17 protein-coding genes are annotated in these 14,980 nt (G+C 73.7%); 8 read left to right on the plus strand and 9 right to left on the minus strand.

Annotation, left to right across the window (positions count from 1 at the left end; translation table 11 throughout):
- Positions 1 to 452 precede the first annotated feature (452 nt).
- The 3 genes from ACIQPT_RS23415 to ACIQPT_RS23425 all read left to right on the plus strand — a co-directional run bounded on the left by ACIQPT_RS23415 (position 453) and on the right by ACIQPT_RS23425 (position 3,122).
- Entirely contained in the window at positions 453 to 623 is a 171-nt protein-coding gene (locus ACIQPT_RS23415; protein ID WP_401158068.1) for a hypothetical protein, read from the plus strand.
- A gap of 350 nt (positions 624 to 973) precedes the next feature.
- A complete protein-coding gene (gdhA, locus tag ACIQPT_RS23420; protein WP_401158070.1) occupies positions 974 to 2,362 on the plus strand; it encodes an NADP-specific glutamate dehydrogenase in 1,389 nt (462 codons plus the stop codon).
- Between the two features lie 193 nt (positions 2,363 to 2,555).
- Positions 2,556 to 3,122 (plus strand): hypothetical protein, encoded by a 567-nt coding sequence (locus tag ACIQPT_RS23425; RefSeq protein ID WP_401158072.1) that lies wholly within the window; start codon positions 2,556 to 2,558, stop codon positions 3,120 to 3,122.
- A 17-nt stretch (positions 3,123 to 3,139) separates the two neighbouring features.
- Here the strand turns inward: ACIQPT_RS23425 and ACIQPT_RS23430 are convergent, their stop codons facing one another.
- On the minus strand, positions 3,140 to 3,550 hold the full coding sequence (locus ACIQPT_RS23430; RefSeq protein ID WP_401158074.1) for a YrdB family protein: 411 nt from the start codon (positions 3,548 to 3,550) through the stop codon (positions 3,140 to 3,142).
- A 179-nt stretch (positions 3,551 to 3,729) separates the two neighbouring features.
- On the opposite strand from ACIQPT_RS23430, the gene ACIQPT_RS23435 reads away from it, so the two are divergent.
- Positions 3,730 to 4,212 (plus strand): helix-turn-helix domain-containing protein, encoded by a 483-nt coding sequence (locus tag ACIQPT_RS23435; protein WP_401158076.1) that lies wholly within the window; start codon positions 3,730 to 3,732, stop codon positions 4,210 to 4,212.
- A gap of 78 nt (positions 4,213 to 4,290) precedes the next feature.
- Here ACIQPT_RS23435 and ACIQPT_RS23440 read toward each other — a convergent pair whose 3' ends face one another.
- Complete coding sequence (locus ACIQPT_RS23440) at positions 4,291 to 5,205, minus strand: alpha/beta fold hydrolase (RefSeq protein ID WP_401158078.1); 915 nt, start codon at positions 5,203 to 5,205, stop codon at positions 4,291 to 4,293.
- A 108-nt stretch (positions 5,206 to 5,313) separates the two neighbouring features.
- Here ACIQPT_RS23440 and ACIQPT_RS23445 point away from each other — a divergent pair, with 108 nt between their 5' ends.
- On the plus strand, positions 5,314 to 6,054 hold the full coding sequence (locus ACIQPT_RS23445; RefSeq protein WP_401158080.1) for a TetR family transcriptional regulator: 741 nt from the start codon (positions 5,314 to 5,316) through the stop codon (positions 6,052 to 6,054).
- Positions 6,055 to 6,163: 109 nt separating this feature from the next.
- Here the strand turns inward: ACIQPT_RS23445 and ACIQPT_RS23450 are convergent, their stop codons facing one another.
- From ACIQPT_RS23450 to ACIQPT_RS23460, 3 genes are all read right to left on the minus strand, one after another.
- Positions 6,164 to 6,760: a hypothetical protein gene (locus ACIQPT_RS23450; RefSeq protein WP_401158082.1), complete on the minus strand. Its 597-nt coding sequence runs from the start codon at positions 6,758 to 6,760 to the stop codon at positions 6,164 to 6,166.
- Positions 6,757 to 7,425 (minus strand): peptide-methionine (S)-S-oxide reductase MsrA, encoded by a 669-nt coding sequence (msrA, locus tag ACIQPT_RS23455; protein ID WP_401158084.1) that lies wholly within the window; start codon positions 7,423 to 7,425, stop codon positions 6,757 to 6,759. Before msrA ends, ACIQPT_RS23450 begins: the two co-directional genes overlap by 4 nt.
- Before the next feature lie 75 nt (positions 7,426 to 7,500).
- Positions 7,501 to 8,400 carry a LysR family transcriptional regulator gene (locus tag ACIQPT_RS23460; RefSeq protein WP_401158086.1) on the minus strand — a complete coding sequence of 300 codons (900 nt, stop codon included), beginning with the start codon at positions 8,398 to 8,400 and terminating at the stop codon, positions 7,501 to 7,503.
- 109 nt (positions 8,401 to 8,509) lie between these two features.
- Here ACIQPT_RS23460 and ACIQPT_RS23465 point away from each other — a divergent pair, with 109 nt between their 5' ends.
- Entirely contained in the window at positions 8,510 to 9,721 is a 1,212-nt protein-coding gene (locus tag ACIQPT_RS23465; RefSeq protein ID WP_401158088.1) for an MFS transporter, read from the plus strand.
- 69 nt (positions 9,722 to 9,790) lie between these two features.
- Here ACIQPT_RS23465 and ACIQPT_RS23470 read toward each other — a convergent pair whose 3' ends face one another.
- On the minus strand, positions 9,791 to 10,894 hold the full coding sequence (locus ACIQPT_RS23470) for a hypothetical protein (protein WP_401158089.1): 1,104 nt from the start codon (positions 10,892 to 10,894) through the stop codon (positions 9,791 to 9,793).
- 66 nt (positions 10,895 to 10,960) lie between these two features.
- Here ACIQPT_RS23470 and ACIQPT_RS23475 point away from each other — a divergent pair, with 66 nt between their 5' ends.
- The gene (locus tag ACIQPT_RS23475) at positions 10,961 to 12,106 is read left to right on the plus strand and encodes a cystathionine gamma-synthase (RefSeq protein WP_401158091.1); all 1,146 of its coding nucleotides are present in this window, start codon (positions 10,961 to 10,963) and stop codon (positions 12,104 to 12,106) included.
- Positions 12,107 to 12,142: 36 nt separating this feature from the next.
- Here the strand turns inward: ACIQPT_RS23475 and ACIQPT_RS23480 are convergent, their stop codons facing one another.
- From ACIQPT_RS23480 to ACIQPT_RS23490, 3 genes are all read right to left on the minus strand, one after another.
- Positions 12,143 to 12,355 carry a hypothetical protein gene (locus ACIQPT_RS23480; RefSeq protein WP_401158225.1) on the minus strand — a complete coding sequence of 71 codons (213 nt, stop codon included), beginning with the start codon at positions 12,353 to 12,355 and terminating at the stop codon, positions 12,143 to 12,145.
- A gap of 44 nt (positions 12,356 to 12,399) precedes the next feature.
- The gene (locus ACIQPT_RS23485; protein ID WP_401158092.1) at positions 12,400 to 12,876 is read right to left on the minus strand and encodes a sigma factor-like helix-turn-helix DNA-binding protein; all 477 of its coding nucleotides are present in this window, start codon (positions 12,874 to 12,876) and stop codon (positions 12,400 to 12,402) included.
- Positions 12,877 to 12,949: 73 nt separating this feature from the next.
- Complete coding sequence (locus ACIQPT_RS23490; RefSeq protein ID WP_401158094.1) at positions 12,950 to 13,480, minus strand: MarR family winged helix-turn-helix transcriptional regulator; 531 nt, start codon at positions 13,478 to 13,480, stop codon at positions 12,950 to 12,952.
- Positions 13,481 to 13,638: 158 nt separating this feature from the next.
- Here ACIQPT_RS23490 and ilvA point away from each other — a divergent pair, with 158 nt between their 5' ends.
- Complete coding sequence (ilvA, locus tag ACIQPT_RS23495) at positions 13,639 to 14,868, plus strand: threonine ammonia-lyase (protein WP_401158096.1); 1,230 nt, start codon at positions 13,639 to 13,641, stop codon at positions 14,866 to 14,868.
- Positions 14,869 to 14,980 lie beyond the last annotated feature (112 nt).

A 14,980-nucleotide genomic window follows, 5' to 3' on the forward strand; every position in this document is an offset into this window, starting at 1 on the left:
GGGCGCCGGGGCGGGGTACGCCGAGGTGCGGGCGTACGCCGGGTACGCCGCCCTCGGGAGCGCCTGCTCGTACGGCGGCGGGGGCGGTGCCACGGTCGGGGCAGAGCGGGAGCGCGCGGGGCCGTTCCCGGCCCGGCGCACTCCGTACAGCGCCCGTAACTCGTCAGGAGGCTGCCCTCTCCGACGCCCCCGCGGCTTCGTCATGGGGGCATCATGACTGATCGTCAGGGGAGGTGTCCCTGTTCCTGACGGGTAACTCCCGCGCCCCGGCGTTGTTTTCACGGGACCCTTACGGTTGCCGGTCCTGGGCCGCGCGGATGCCTCGTTCCCGGTCGGCCCGGGAACGGCGGGGTGTAGCCCGCTCCACCCCCGATACGGGGGCACCCTCCCTCCCCGCGGCGCGCCCCGGCCGACAGAATCGAGGCATCACCGACCACGGAGGCATCGCCGTCATGAAATTCCTGCTCTGGCTCGTCCTGTGCGCCGCACTCGCCGCCAACGTCTTCCTCAGCCTGGCCGTCGAGGAGAGCGGCCTCCAGGTCGCCCTGAGCGTCGCCGCGGGCGTCACCGCGCTTGCCTGCGGGGTCGGACTCTGGGTGTTGCGCGACCCGCACGAGAGCTGATCCGGAAGGTGACCTTCGCCACTCGGCGGTCGGCGGCCCGGGGGCGGGCCCGGGCCGCACGGGCCCGTCCGGAGCGGTGGGCCGGGGGCGGTGAAGGGGCCTGGTGAGAGGCCCGGACGCTGATCAAAACGGCTGATCATGGTCAATATGTGGATGGCACTCGAAGATCATCGGGTAGCACGGGAGAATCGGACCGTACGACGGTCCTGCGCATCGCCCGGCCGGGCGACGGCCGCGCGGTCCTCCCGAGCGGGAGTCCGCGGGGCTCCGGCGGGGGAGGCGGACCGGTGGCGCTCTCCGGGACGGGGGCGCCGACGCGCACGAGCCCGACCACGGAAGGTCTTGATCAGATGCCGGTCATCCCCGACTCGCACGACTCCGCCCGCACGACCGGTGCCGCGGACCGCGTCATCGAGCCGCTCTACGCCGAGATCCTGCGCCGCAACCGGGGCGAGCAGGAGTTCCACCAGGCGGTCCGCGAGGTCCTGGAGACGCTCGGGCCGGTGCTGACCCAGCGGCCCGAGTTCGTCGACGCGCGCATCATCGAGCGGATATGCGAGCCCGAGCGCCAGCTGATCTTCCGGGTGCCGTGGTCGGACGACTCCGGCGACATCCACGTCAACCGCGGCTTCCGGGTGGAGTTCTCCAGCTCGCTCGGACCCTACAAGGGCGGGCTGCGCTTCCACCCCTCGGTCAACCTCGGCATCGTGAAGTTCCTCGGCTTCGAGCAGATCTTCAAGAACGCCCTCACCGGCATGCCCATCGGCGGCGGCAAGGGCGGCGCGGACTTCGACCCCAAGGGCCGCTCCGACGCCGAGATCATGCGGTTCTGCCAGTCCTTCATGACCGAACTCCACCGCCACCTGGGGGAGTACACCGACGTCCCGGCCGGTGACATCGGCGTCGGCGGCCGCGAGATCGGCTACCTATTCGGCCAGTACAAGCGGATCACCAACCGTTACGAGTCCGGCGTCCTCACCGGCAAGGGCCTCGGCTGGGGCGGCGCACAGGCCCGTACGGAGGCCACCGGCTACGGCACGGTCCTGTTCACCGCCGAGATGCTGCGCAGCCGGGGCGAGTCGCTGGAGGGTCAGACCGTCGCGGTCTCCGGCTCCGGCAACGTGGCCATCTACGCCATCGAGAAGGCCCAGCAGCTCGGCGCGACCGTGGTGACCTGCTCGGACTCCGGCGGCTATGTCGTCGACGAGAAGGGCATCGACCTCGCCCTCCTCAAGGAGATCAAGGAGGCCGGCCGGGGCCGGGTCTCGGAGTACGCCGAGCGGCGCGGCGCGCACGCCCGGTTCGTGGCCGGCACGGGGGTGTGGTCGGTCCCCGTGGACGTGGCCCTGCCCTGCGCCACGCAGAACGAACTGCACGAGGCCGACGCGCTGGACCTCGTACGCAACGGGGTCAAGGCCGTCGCGGAGGGCGCCAACATGCCCACCACCCCGGAGGCGGTCCGGGTGTTTCAGGAGGCGGGCGTCGCCTTCGCCCCCGGCAAGGCGGCCAACGCGGGCGGAGTCGCCACGAGCGCGCTGGAGATGCAGCAGAACGCGTCCCGGGACTCGTGGACCTTCTCCCACACCGAGGAGCGCCTCGCCGAGATCATGCGGCACATCCACGACTCCTGCTACACGACCGCCGAACGGTACGGAAGCCCCGGCAACTACGTGGTGGGCGCGAACATCGCGGGCTTCGAACTGGTCGCGGACGCGATGCTGGCGCAGGGTCTGATCTGACCGCACGCGGGGAGGCGCCGGTGCCCGGTGCCCAGTGCGGGTGCGGGTGCAGGTGTCGGCGTCGGTGTCGTGTCGCCGCCGGCGCGGTTACCCCGCGCGGGCGAGGCCGCCAGGTGTGGTCTCCCCCGCGCGGGGGAGTGGGTTGGCTCCCGTGGGGGATTACTCGTCGTGCCTGCTCCGCGAGGGTGGAGTCATGACGCTGAAGATCCTTCACCGGCCCCCGTCCGTCGATGACACCGAGCGGCCCGTTCCCCGCTGGGCGATGCGCCTGGCCTACGTGCTACCGCTGTTACTGCTGCCGGCGTGCCTGTGGCGGCTGCCCTTCGCTCTGCACTACACGATGGGGCAGGAGCCTCAGGAGGGCAGCCTGCCGGCCGTATGGCTGAGCATCCCGTACGTTCTCGGGCTCAGCGTGTTGACGGAAGCGATCGCGATCCTGACCATCGGACTGGTCCGGGGCTGGGGAGAGATAACACCCGCCTGGATACCGCTCATCGGCGGCAGACGCGTCCGGCCGATGGCTGCCGTCGTCCCCGCCGTGCTCGGCGGCCTGATCCTCACCTTCCTGTTCACCGCCGTCCCGCTGGGCGGCGATCGCGACCTCACCCTGTACGGCGTCATCGACTCCGTCAGGTACTCCAACGACGCCTGGAACGCGCTGGCGACGCTGGTTGGCACCCCCCTCGCCGCTTGGGGGCCCATCACCATCGCTCTCGCGATCGCCTACTACCGCCGCCGAACCCGCGGCGTCGCCGGGTGAGCACCGGACCAGCTCGTTCAGGCGCGCGGGCGACGGCGGTAGTACTCCGCACAGCCCGTGTTCAGGGCCAGCACGACGGCGAACACCCCGGCCGCGACCGGGTGCCCCACCCCGTACACCGCCGCCGCGCCGCCGCCGAGGACCAGCACCTTCACCGCGAGCACCCCCGCGAGCGGCGGCCCGAACCGGGCGCGGGGCGCGGCGAACAGCCCCCACAGGGTCACGGCCGCCGCAGGCACCCCGAGGCCGAGCAGGACCGATACGAGGACTCCGTCCAGGGCGGTGAAGCCCCACCAGGCCAGGCAGCCGATCGCCGCGAGCTCCAGCAGGAAGGCGAGGGCTTCGTTGGCGGCGAACCAGGGGTGTTTCCGGAGCGCGTGCGGATCGTGGTGCCCCGCACGCCCTGGTGCCTGGTGCTCTCGCGTCATCCCGAACCCCCTGAAGAGAACCCGCTGTCGGGCGTGACGATAGCCCGGGCGTGACCACGACGTCCGCCCTTGCCCTTCGGGGACCGGCGGGCTGTCACGCGACTTCGCCGTCAGCAGATCCGCCCGGAGCGCAACGCCCGACCCGTGCCGGGGCGGCACCGCGCTCCTAGGCTGGGACGGTGAGCATCCGAGCGACGAACCAGGCCGACGTGATCCCCCTGCGCCCGCTCCCGACGCCGGCGCAGACCCCGTACCCGAGCACGAGCACCAACCCGAACCCGAACCCGAACTCGAACCCGACCGGCGCCCTGCCCCGGGAGCCGCTCTGGCGTGACCTCGTCGGGGAGGTGCTGCGCCGCGAACGCCGGGCGCAGGGGCGGACGTTGAAGGAGGTGTCCGAGGCGTCCCGGATCTCCATGGCGTACCTCTCCGAGGTGGAGCGCGGCCGTAAGGAGGCTTCCTCCGAGGTGCTGGCCGCCGCGGCCCAGGCGCTCGGCCTGAGCCTCGCCGACGTCCTGGCGCTGGCCGGGGAGCGGCTGGTCAGTCTCGCGGCGGTGCGGTCCCGGAGCGGGTCCCGGTCGCTCGGGGCGGCCGGCCGTCACCGGTCCGTGGGCCCGGTGGGCCCTGCGGGCCCGATGGGCGGCGTGCTGCTGGCGGCCTGACATCCGCCGCTCGCGTTGCGCGGCCGCCTGACCGGACCGCCGGGCGGCGGGCGGGAGGAGCCGACGGGCGGAGGGGCGTTACGCGCGGCCGTCGGCCCGGGCGGCCCGGTCCGCGAGGGCCCGCACCTCGGCGGCGACGGCGGTGTGCCGCTCACGCGGGATGTCGTGGCCGACGCCCGGCTGGAGGACGAGCCGGGCGTCCCGGATCGCGGCGGCGGTGGCCCGGCCCGCGGAGGGCTTGAGCAGCGGGTCGTCCGTGCCGTGCAACACCAGCGCGGGGAGGCGCAGTTCGGCCAGGTCCGGGCCGTTCCAGGGTGCGCCGATCTGGCGGGACTGGGCGTCCGGGTCGGCGATGCCGGTGTCCACGTCGGCGGTGATCCGCTCCAGGGCCTCCGCCTCGTCGAACGGGTAGCCGGGCGACGCGCAGAGCCGCGCCACCGCGAGCCCCGTCGCGATCCGCTCCTCCCGGTCCCGGGCGGGCTTGATACGGGCGAACTTCGCGAGTGTGCCGAGCCGCAGATGACGGAAGGCCCTCAGCCCGCCGACATCGCTGGGCAGCGCGGCGGACGAGGTGAGCGTGCGCACCCGGTCCGGGTGGCGCAGGGCGACGCGCTGGGCGACGACCCCGCCCAGCGAGTGGCCGAAGAGGTGCGCCGACTCCCAGCCGAGCGCGTCCAGGACGGCGACCGCGTCGTCGGCCATGTCCTCGGCGGTGTAGGCCGCGCCACGGCCGGCGGCCAGCGCCGCGAAGGGGTTGCTCCGGGCGGCGGGCTTCGGCAGCCGGGTGGACTCGCCCGCGTCCCGCTGGTCGTAGCGGGCGACGGCGAACCCGGCGTCGGCGAAGGCCGCGCACAGCTCCCCGGGCCACCAGTGCCGGGAGACCGCAAGGCCCATCACCAGGAGCAGCGGTTCGCCGTCCGCGCCCTCCTGGAGCCGGTCGTGGGCGAGCTCGACCGCACCGTTGCGGGCGAAGCGGCGTTCGGTCCAGGTCATGGCGGGCTCCTCCGGTGGTGAGACTACTGCGAACGACGTTCGCGGTATTAGACTACAGCCAGTTCCGGACCCCGGACGGGGACCCGAGGGAAGGGAAGGTGGCGGACCGTGGCCGACCGCGAGACCCGGCCGACGACCGTCTGGTCACGCCCCGAGCGGGGCGCGCGCGGACCCGCACCCGAGCGCAGCCGCACCCAGATCACGACGGCCGCCCTCGCCCTCGCCGACGCGGAGGGCCTGGCGGCCGTGTCGATGCGCGCGCTGGCGCAGCGGCTGGGCACGGGGCCAGCCTCGCTCTACCGCTACGTGGGCAGCCGGGACGAGCTGCTGGACCTCATGGCGGACGCGGTCGCGGGCGAGTTGGACCTCTCGGGGGCCACTGGGGCCTCCGGGGCCTCCGGGGCCACTGGTGCCTCCGGCGGCGACTGGCTGGACGACCTCGTCGGCCTGGCCCTCCAGTCCAAAGCCGCACACGTCCGGCACCCGTGGCTGGCCGATCTGAACGACCGGCGCGGCGAGGTGCTGGGCCCGCACGCGATCGACTACCTCGACCACGCGCTCGGAATCCTGGCCTCCGCACCCGGCACCGCGGGGCAGAAGCTGGAGGCCATCGGCCTCCTCGGCGCCCTGGCCACCCTCTTCGCCCGCCGGGAGGCCCTCGCCACGGCCGACGGCTCCGTGCCCGCCCGGGCGGCCCACCTGGCCACGGTCGCCGCCGAGGGCCACCACCCGCACCTGCTCGCCGCCCTCACCGCGGCGGGCGCACCGCCCGCGGCCGGCCCCGCCGACCGGGACGCCCTGTTCGTACGGCTGCTGCGGCGGCTGCTTCCGGCGATGCTGACCGGCTGACGCAGAAGCGGGCCGGCTGACGGAGAAGCGGGCCGGAATCAGAACGGCCCCTCGTCCGGCGCGCCTCTGCCTCCGCTGCCTGCGCGTGTACGTGCTCGACCCCGGCTGATCAGAGGCCCGCCGGATGGCCGGGGAGCCACCCGGAGTGGAGCTCGCGGAATCTGTCGCGCTCCTCGGGTGTCGTCAGGACGATGTCGGCGCCCCCCTCGTACGGGTGGTGGATGCGCCGCAGTTCCGTATCGGTGAAGAACACGTCGCCCAGAGTGTCGTCCGCGACGGCGCGCAGCAGATCGTCGACACAGCCGCGCTTCCACGGACGCAGGTCGGCGTACAGCCGGGTGTGGGAGTGGAACGCGGGATCAGGGTCCTCCACATCCGGCTCCGTCCACCAGCGCGTACCGCCCGGGTGGAGCGATTCGCGAGGTTCCGGGTACCCGGCGGGCCCGGTCGGCGTGTACGACCAGTCCATCGTGACCACGAACAGGTCCGTGCCCGCGAACAGTGCGTCCAGGACCGTGTTGTACCGGTCCAGTACGACCGCGTACTCGTCCTCGGACTCCGGGTAGCGCTTCGAGCCGGGCAGGCTGTGGAAGCGCACCCAGCGGTCCGCGTACGTACTCCGGAAGGTGTGGGCGATGGGCGGGCCCGATGGCCGTCGTTCCCGCCACAACTCCGCCGACAGCTCGGGGGTGGGCTCGGCACTCACCTGCCGTCGACCGGAGCCACACCGATCGGGCAGGAGACTCCCGTACCGCCGATGCCGCAGTAGCCGCCCGGGTTCTTGTCCAGATACTGCTGGTGGTACGCCTCCGCCGGCCAGAACGGGCGGCCCTCGGCCGGGAGGATCTCCGTGGTGATCTCCTTGTGGCCCGAGGCCGTCAGGACCTTCTGGTACGCCTCACGGGACGCGTCGGCGGCCGCTGCCTGCGCGGGGGAGTGGGTGTAGATCGCGGAGCGGTACTGGGTGCCCACGTCGTTGCCCTGGCGGAAGCCCTGGGTCGGGTTGTGCGACTCCCAGAAGAGCTTCAGCAGCTCCTCGTACGACACGATGGCCGGGTCGAAGACGACCCGTACCGCCTCCGTGTGGCCGGTCAGACCCGAGCAGGCCTCTTCGTACGTCGGGTTCTCCGTGTAGCCGCCCTGGTAGCCGACGAGCGTCGTCCAGACGCCCTCGGTCTGCCAGAACTTCCGCTCCGCGCCCCAGAAACAGCCCAGCGCGAAGTCCGCCACCTCCAGGCCCTCCGGATACGGGCCCACCAGGGGGTTGCCGAGGACCGTGTGGCGGGAGGGGACGGTGAATTCGGGGACGGGGCGGCCGCGCAGGGCCTGCTCCGGGGTGGGGAGCTCGGGGGTGCGGTGGTTCAGGAACATGCGGGGGCTCCTCCGGGGGTCGGTGTTCGGTACGTACAACAAGGGAGCGGCCGCCGGGATTCCGGGCCCCGGCGCTCATCCTGTGGCCCCGGCGACGTCCGCCAGGGCCCGTGCGAAGCCCCGCGTCCGGGCCGTCTCGTGGTTCCGGTGCCACACCAGCGCCAGCGAGGACTCCGGCAGGCCGGTCACCGGGACGAACACCACCGCGTGGCTGCCGTAGTAGTCGGCCGTCGGGTCGCACAGCAGCATCGCGCCCCGGTCCGCCCGCACCAGGGCGAGGCCCTCCTGGAGGCTGCTCACCGCGGGCCCGGCCGGGATCGTACGGCCGCCGGGGGTGACGGCCGGGGCCTGGGCCAGCCGCCAGTAGTCCGGGGCCGCCCCGTGGACGCCGATGAGCGCGCAGCCCGCCAGGTCCTCGGCGTCGATGCCGGGGCGGCGCGCGTACGGGTGCCGGTCGGAGACGGCGAGGGTCAGCGGCCGGGCGGAGAAGACCGGGCCGAGCACCAACTCCTCGTCCCGCACCGGCATCAGCACCACCGCCGCGTCCACCTCCCCGCGGTGCACCGCGCCGAACGGGTCGGCGAGCGGGATCTCCACGATCTCGGCGGCGCAGTCGGGATGTCCGTCCCGGAAGGCCACGACCGCCCGCATGAACGGGTCGTTCGCCGTCCCCTGGAAGCCGACGCGGAACAGCCCGCCGACGCCGCGTGCCACGTCCCGGACCTCGTCGATCGTCGCGATGATCGCATCGAAGGCGGGCCGCAGCCCGGCCTGGAGCTGTTCGCCGAGCGGGGTGAGCCGGACCCGGCGGCTCGTGCGGTCGACCAGCCGCCCGCCGATCCTGCTCTCCAGCGCCCGCAGCAGCTGGCTGATCCGGCTCTGCGAGAGGTAGAGGCGCTCCCCGGCCCGGCCGAAGTGGAGCTCCTGGGCCAGCGCGAGGAAGGCCTCCAGTTCCCGGATCTCCGGATTGCTCACCCGTCTCCTCCCCCTCCTCCGCGTCACCGGCCGGATCCATTGGTCCAGCTCATAGAAGGATGAGAGTTCGGCCGTTGTTCCCGGCCACCGGCCTCGCTTGGCTGGGGGCATGACGCAGGTTCAGGAATCCTCAGGCGCCCGGGCCGCCCGCCCGGCGCCCTCGCGCAACGGCTGGTGGGGCGTGGCCGCCCTCGCGCTCGGCACATTCACCGTGGTCACCTCCGAGATGCTGCCCGTCGGGCTGCTCACCCCGATGGGCCGCTCGCTCGGCGTCCCGGAGGGCGTGGCCGGTCTGACGCTGACCATCACCGGCCTCGTCGCCGCGCTCTCGGCCCCGGCCCTCGTCCCGCTGCTGGGCCGTGCCGACCGGCGTACGGCCCTGTGCGCGCTGGTCGCCGTGCTGGTCGTCGGCAATCTCGGGGCGGCCTGGGCGCCCGGCTTCGGGACCATGGTCGCCGCCCGCGTCCTGGTCGGCATCGGCATGGGCGGCGTCTGGGCCGTCGCGGCCGGGCTCGCGGTGCGCCTGGTCCCGGCGAAGTCCGCCGGCGCCGCCACCTCCCTGGTCTTCAGCGGCATCGCCGTGGCGTCCGTCCTGGGCGTCCCCGCCGGTACGTACCTGGGCGCTCTCGCGGGCTGGCGCGCCGCGTTCCTCGCGGCCGCCGGGCTCGGAGCCGTGGTGCTGGTCGCGGTGGCGCTCCTGCTGCCCCGGCTGCCCGCGGAGCGCACGGTTCCGCTCGGCGGTGTGCTGCGGCTGACCCGGGACCCCCGGCTGCGTACGGGGCTCCTCGTCGTCGGCTTCCTCGTCACCGGGCACTTCGCCGCGTACACGTACATCCGGCCGGTCCTGGAGGACGTCTCCGGCGTCGGCGCGGGCACGATCGGCGTCCTGCTCCTGGTGTACGGGATCGCCGGCGTGGCCGGGAACTTCCTCGCCGGGGCCGGAGCGGCCCGCTCGCCGCGCAGGACGCTGCTGGTGATCGGCGCGGTCCTGGCGGCCACCGTGGCCGCTCTGCCGTGGCTGGGCGGTTCCCCCGCCCTCGCGGCCGTACTGATGGCCGTCTGGGGCCTCGGCTACGGCGGTGTCTCGGTGTCCACACAGACCTGGGTGCTGCTCGCCGCCCCCGACGCCCGCGAGGCCGCCTCCTCGCTGTTCGTCGGGGTGTTCAACGGGGCCATCGCGCTCGGGGCGCTGGCCGGCGGTCTGGTGGCGGACGGCATCGGGATCACGGCCGTCACGGTCACCGGCGCGGCCCTCGTGACGGGCGCGCTGGTGACCGTCGCGGTGGGCCGGGCCCCCGCCCCCGCCCGCGCCAAGTCGTGAAGCCGTGAAGTCGTGAAGCCGTGAAGCCGTGAAGTCGTGAAGCCGTGAAGCCGTGAAGCCGTACGGAGATCAGTGCGGCAGCGTCGCCGGGTTGCCGCCGTTCGCCTCGTACCCCGCGACCGCCAGCGCCCGGTAGACCGTGTACTGCGCCGCCGGGTCCGGGCCCGCCGTCCACGGCAGCGCGCCCACGTGACCGTCGATCCGGACCAGCTGGTGCATCGCCTCCGACCAGCGCTCCATGTGGACCAGGAACAGCACCAGGAGGTGGCGTACGTGGGCCAGCATCGGGTCGTCCGGACGCGCCGCGTGCACCGCGAACATCGCGCCCTCGACCGCCTTGGTCACCACCTGGCCGCGGTAGAAGCCCTGGACGAGGTTGACCTCGGGCAGGTGCTCGTACACCGCGAACAGCGGCAGCGCCGCGAGCAGCGAACCCTGCGGGGCGCGGGCGGCGGCGGCCGTGGCGAACGCGTCGGCGTCCTTGCGCGAGCCGTGCCACTTCTCGCAGTGGAAGTGCAGCGCCGCGATGTGCGCGCCGAAGTGCGCCGGGGCCCGGTCGATGATCTTCACCCAGAGCTGGTCGAACTGCTCGGGCGTGTAGTTCAGGCCCCGGGCCACCGCCAGCTCCACGATGTACGGGACGGGGTCGCCCGGCGCGAGCAGGGCCGCCTCGCCGCAGACCGTACGGGCCTCCTCCAGGATGATCCGGAAGTCGTCGCTGCCCGCGGCCGAGGACCGCCACGCCTGCTGGACCAGGAACTCCGCGTGCACCGCCGCGCCGCCCGCGTCCTTCGGGGACTCCGCGCGCCAGGTCCGCAGCCACGCGCCGCCCACCCCGGGCCGCTGCGCCAGCTCCAGCGAGGCCGCGCCCGCGAAGGCCTGGATCCGCTGCCAGCGCACCTCGCCCTCCTTGGGCGTCCCGGCCAGCAGCTGGGCGGCCGCCCGCCAGTCCTGGGTGGCCTGGACGACGTCGAGCACGTCCAGGAGGTCCTGGTCGGGGCCCGGCATCCGGACGTCCAGCTCCTCCTGGCGGGCGAAACCGTAGGTGTCCGGGTCGGCGGCGTCCGGCGAACCGGGGGCGACCTGGCGGATACCGCCCCGGCGGCGCATGACCCAGGGGCCGACGATCGCCGCGAGCATGCACATCGCGAGCAGGAACAACAGAATCTCCATGGCTCCATTGTCCCCGGAGCGGCGAGTGGCCGGTAAGGGCCCTCTTCACGAACTACGCTCGGCCTCATGAGCGACCAGCACAGCTTCGAAACCCTCGCCATCCACGCGGGGAACACCGCCGACCCCCTCACCGGCGCGGTGGTTCCGCCGATCTACCAGGTGTCCACGTACAAGCAGGACGGCGTGGGCGGACTGCGCGGCGGCTACGAGTACAGCCGCAGCGCCAACCCGACCCGCACCGCGCTGGAGGAGAACCTCGCGGCGCTCGAAGGCGGCCGCCGCGGTCTCGCCTTCGCCTCCGGCCTCGCCGCCGAGGACTGCCTCCTGCGTACGCTGCTGACCCCCGGCGACCACGTGGTCATCCCGAACGACGCCTACGGCGGCACGTTCCGGCTGTTCGCGAAGGTGGCCGCGCGGTGGGGCGTGGAGTTCTCCGTGGCCGACACCTCGGACGTGGCGTCCGTACGGGCCGCGATCACCCCGCGCACCAAGGCGGTCTGGGTGGAGACCCCGTCCAACCCGCTGCTCGGCATCACCGACATCGCCGCCGTGGCCCAGGTCGCCCGGCAGGCCGGGGCCCGCCTCGTCGTCGACAACACCTTCGCCTCGCCCTACCTCCAGCAGCCCCTCGCGCTCGGCGCGGACGTCGTCGTGCACTCCACCACCAAGTACATGGGCGGCCACTCCGACGTCGTCGGCGGCGCGCTCGTCGTCAGCGACCCGGAGCTCGCCGAGGAACTGGCGTTCCACCAGAACGCCATGGGCGCGGTCGCCGGACCCTTCGACGCCTGGCTCGTGCTGCGCGGCATCAAGACGCTGGCCGTCCGCATGGACCGGCACACCGAGAACGCCACCAAGGTCGCCGACCTGCTGACCCGGCACCCCAAGGTCTCCCAGGTCCTCTACCCGGGCCTGCCCGAGCACCCGGGCCACGAGGTCGCCGCCAAGCAGATGAAGGCCTTCGGCGGCATGGTGTCCTTCCGCGTCGCGGCCGGCGAGGAGGCGGCGGTCGAGGTCTGCAACCGGGCGAAGCTCTTCACGCTCGGCGAGTCCCTCGGCGGCGTGGAGTCGCTGATCGAGCACCCGGGGCGGATGACGCACGCCTCCGTCGCGGGCTCCCTGCTGGAGGTCCCGGCCGACCTGGTCCGGATCTCCGTCGGCATCGAGAACGGCGACGACCTGCTCGCCGACCTCACCCAGGCGCTGGGCTGATCCCAGGGGCCGGGGCCGCTCCTGGGCGGCCCCGGCTCACCAGCCCTCCAGCGGCGGAGTGACCTGGGCGGGCTCGGTCGCCCACGGTTGCTCGACGCCGACCCAGACGAGGAACACGGCGAGCGCCACGCCCAGCAGCCAGGCCGCCGTCCGGCCCGCCGCCCGTCGCAGCCGCATACGCCGTCCGCCGTGCCGGACCGCCCGCGCGACCAGATCCGGCGGCAGGACCGGGTGCGGGCCGTCCAGCATCCGGCGGACCTGCTCCTCACGCGGATCCCGGCGGTGGTCGGCACTCACGGCGTCACCCCTGCTGCCCCGCGCCGGGGCCTGCCCGCCCGCAGCGTCGCCACCGCGCGGGCGCACACCGCGCGGATCCGGTCGGCCGGCAGCCCGAGCAGCGCCGCCGTCTGCTCCTCGCCGACCTCCTCGTACATCCGCAGGACGAGAACGAGCCGCTCGATGGGCGTCAGCCGGTCCAGCAGACCGCCGCGCGGCCGCTGATGGCGCCGGGCCTCCCGGGCGAACCGGAGGGCCAGCTCCCGCCGGGCCCGGTCGTAGGGGTCGCCGCCGTGCAGCCGGTCCCAGTCGGCGTACGTACGGGAGAGCGCCGCGTGCAGCAGCCGCTCGGCCCGCCCGTACGCGCCCGGCGGCTGCGACGGTTCGCCGGTGAGCAGCGTCGCCGTGTGCAGCAGGCGGCCGCCCGCGCCCGCCACGAAGTCCTCGAACTCCAGGGCGCGGAGCCGGTCCCGTCGGGTCGCCCGCTCAGCCATGGACCACATACGAGCCCCGGCGCACCGCCCCGGTCAAGAGCCCGGACGCGCCCGGTAGGGGGAGGAGCCGCGGTCAGTCGGACTGCGGCGGCTGGTACGCGGCCTGGCGGGCGGCCAGCGATCCGTTGAAACGGGTGAGCAGGGTGCAGAAGACGTCCCGCTCCTCCTCCGACCAGCCGTCCGTCACCTGGGACATCAGCTCGCGCCGCGAGGCGCGGACCTCGTCGAGGCGGGCCTGGCCGCGCGGCGAGAGCTGGAGCACCACGGCCCGGCCGTCCTCCGGATGCGAGGTGCGCTTGACCAGACCGGTGTCGACGAGCGGCGCGACCTGCCGGGTCACCGTCGAGGAGTCGATACCCATCCCGGCCGCCAGCGCCTTGACGCCCATCGGACCTTCCCGGTCCAGCCTGTTCAGCAGCAGATAGGCCGCCCGGTCCATCGAGTTGCGGACCTGGCCGACACCGCCGAGGCGGGTCTGCTCGGCACGGCGGGCGAAGACCGCCACCTGGTGCTGGAGCGAGTCCAGCAGGCGGTCGGGGCCCGGGTGTTCGGGGGCGGCGCCCCCGGAAGGAGACGCAGCAGTCGTCATGTCCTGAGGGGGCATGGCCGGGGGCTCTCTTCAGTGCGGTGTCGGATGGGTGGGGGACAGAGTACGCGGCCCCGGGGCAACGCGTACCAGTGCCGCACAAACCTGCGGACATCACCGCAGGCCGCCATGAGACAAGTCTGCCGCGTGCTCTTCGAGCTGCAAGACTTGCGGACATGAGCTTCCGCGCGACCGCCCCCCACCCGGCCCTGATCCTCGACGACGTCCGGGGCGCGCAGAAAATGCTGTCCGGGGTGGCGCGGGTGACCGCACTGGAGGGCAGCCGCCATCTGACCGAACTGGTCGGCGCCCCGGTCCACCTCAAGTGCGAGAACCTCCAGCGCACCGGCTCCTTCAAACTGCGCGGCGCCTACGTCCGGATCTCCGGCCTCACCCCGGTGGAGCGGGCGGCCGGGGTCGTCGCCGCCAGCGCCGGGAACCACGCCCAGGGCGTCGCGCTCGCCTCCTCGCTCCTCGGCGTACGCTCCACGGTCTTCATGCCCGTCGGGGCGCCGCTGCCCAAGGTCGCCGCGACCCGGGAGTACGGGGCGGAGGTGCGGCTGCACGGCCAGGTCGTCGACGAGACCCTCGCCGCCGCGCAGGAGTACGCGGAGGAGACCGGCGCGGTCTTCATCCACCCCTTCGACCACCCCGACATCATCGCGGGCCAGGGCACCGTCGGGCTGGAGATCCTGGAGCAGTGCCCGGAGGTCCGCACGATCGTCCTCGGCATCGGCGGCGGCGGTTTCGCGGCGGGCGTCGCCGTCGCGGTGAAGGCCCTGCGCCCCGACGTCCGGATCGTCGGCGTCCAGGCCGAGGGCGCCGCCTGCTACCCGCCCTCCCTGGCCGCCGGGCATCCGGTCTCGCTCGACTCCCCGGTCACGATGGCCGACGGCATCAAGGTGGGCCGCCCCGGCGACGTACCGTTTGCGCTGGTGGAGGAGCTGGTCGACGAGGTCCGTACGGTCACCGAGGACGAGCTGTCCAGTGCGCTGCTGCTCTGCCTGGAGCGGGCCAAGCTGGTCGTCGAGCCGGCCGGGGCCAGCCCGGTGGCCGCGCTGCTCAGCGACCCGAAGGCGTTCCGGGGACCGGTGGTGGCCGTGCTGTCCGGCGGCAACGTCGACCCGCTGCTGATGCAGCGCATCCTGCGGCACGGGATGTCCGCGGCGGGCCGCTATCTGAGCCTGCGGCTGCGGCTCACCGACCGGCCGGGGGCGCTGGCCGCCCTGCTGGCCGCACTGACCGTGGCCGACGCCAACGTCCTCGACATCAGCCATGTGCGGACCGACCCGCGCCTGGGGCTGACGGAGGCGGAGGTCGACCTGCATCTGGAGACGAAGGGCCCGCAGCACTGCGCGGAGGTCGAGGCGGCGCTGCGCGCGGCGGGCTACCGGGTGATGGGCTGACCGCCCGCTTCGCGCCGATTGGCCGGATCTCGGTATTCGCCGCGCGGTGGAGCCCGGCGAATCCTAGGATCGCGAAGAGGCCACGTACGGGTGCGGTCAGCCGCGATGACGG

Source organism: Streptomyces sp. NPDC091289 (assembly GCF_044757365.1).
In the GTDB taxonomy this organism is placed as follows: Bacteria; Actinomycetota; Actinomycetes; order Streptomycetales; family Streptomycetaceae; genus Streptomyces.